General features: G+C 49.2%; 2 protein-coding genes. Both read left to right on the top strand.

Annotated features, from left to right (window positions below):
* The first annotated feature begins 29 nt into the window (after positions 1-29).
* Positions 30-662, top strand: a complete 633-nt coding sequence (locus tag PSF31_RS21030) for a type B-3 chloramphenicol O-acetyltransferase CatB3 (RefSeq protein ID WP_000186237.1) — start codon at positions 30-32, stop codon at positions 660-662.
* 84 nt (positions 663-746) lie between these two features.
* Positions 747-1,199 carry an NAD(+)--rifampin ADP-ribosyltransferase Arr-3 gene (locus tag PSF31_RS21025; RefSeq protein WP_001749986.1) on the top strand — a complete coding sequence of 151 codons (453 nt, stop codon included), beginning with the start codon at positions 747-749 and terminating at the stop codon, positions 1,197-1,199.
* Positions 1,200-1,318: the final 119 nt, after the last annotated feature.

Raw genomic sequence — 1,318 nt, 5'->3', positions numbered from 1 at the left:
CGGCAAAGTCACAGACCGCGGGATCTCTTATGACCAACTACTTTGATAGCCCCTTCAAAGGCAAGCTGCTTTCTGAGCAAGTGAAGAACCCCAATATCAAAGTTGGGCGGTACAGCTATTACTCTGGCTACTATCATGGGCACTCATTCGATGACTGCGCACGGTATCTGTTTCCGGACCGTGATGACGTTGATAAGTTGATCATCGGTAGTTTCTGCTCTATCGGGAGTGGGGCTTCCTTTATCATGGCTGGCAATCAGGGGCATCGGTACGACTGGGCATCATCTTTCCCGTTCTTTTATATGCAGGAAGAACCTGCATTCTCAAGCGCACTCGATGCCTTCCAAAAAGCAGGTAATACTGTCATTGGCAATGACGTTTGGATCGGCTCTGAGGCAATGGTCATGCCCGGAATCAAGATCGGGCACGGTGCGGTGATAGGCAGCCGCTCGTTGGTGACAAAAGATGTGGAGCCTTACGCTATCGTTGGCGGCAATCCCGCTAAGAAGATTAAGAAACGCTTCACCGATGAGGAAATTTCATTGCTTCTGGAGATGGAGTGGTGGAATTGGTCACTGGAGAAGATCAAAGCGGCAATGCCCATGCTGTGCTCGTCTAATATTGTTGGCCTGCACAAGTATTGGCTCGAGTTTGCCGTCTAACAATTCAATCAAGCCGATGCCGCTTCGCGGCACGGCTTATTTCAGGCGTTATGCAGCCAAATCCCAACAATTAAGGGTCTTAAAATGGTAAAAGATTGGATTCCCATCTCTCATGATAATTACAAGCAGGTGCAAGGACCGTTCTATCATGGAACCAAAGCCAATTTGGCGATTGGTGACTTGCTAACCACAGGGTTCATCTCTCATTTCGAGGACGGTCGTATTCTTAAGCACATCTACTTTTCAGCCTTGATGGAGCCAGCAGTTTGGGGAGCTGAACTTGCTATGTCACTGTCTGGCCTCGAGGGTCGCGGCTACATATACATAGTTGAGCCAACAGGACCGTTCGAAGACGATCCGAATCTTACGAACAAAAGATTTCCCGGTAATCCAACACAGTCCTATAGAACCTGCGAACCCTTGAGAATTGTTGGCGTTGTTGAAGACTGGGAGGGGCATCCTGTTGAATTAATAAGGGGAATGTTGGATTCGTTGGAGGACTTAAAGCGCCGTGGTTTACACGTCATTGAAGACTAGTCCTTTGCATAACAAAGCCATCAAACCGGACGCCAGAGATTCCGCGCCTGTTGCGCATGGCTTCGCCATTTTATGCGCAATAGGCGCGCCACCCTGTCGCCGTTTATGGCGGCGTTAGA

Origin of the sequence: Providencia sp. PROV156 (assembly GCF_028480905.1) — a bacterium.
Classification (GTDB): Bacteria; Pseudomonadota; Gammaproteobacteria; order Enterobacterales; family Enterobacteriaceae; genus Providencia; species Providencia hangzhouensis.
The sequence above is the reverse complement of the archived record's forward strand: the minus strand, read 5'-3'. Positions and strand labels throughout refer to the sequence as shown.

Bases quoted from the DNA above. Each gene is read 5' to 3' on its own strand.
- PSF31_RS21030 (WP_000186237.1), top strand. From the start codon at position 30: ATGACCAACTACTTTGATAGCCCCTTCAAAGGCAAGCTGCTTTCTGAG.
- PSF31_RS21025 (WP_001749986.1), top strand. From the start codon at position 747: ATGGTAAAAGATTGGATTCCCATCTCTCATGATAATTACAAGCAGGTG.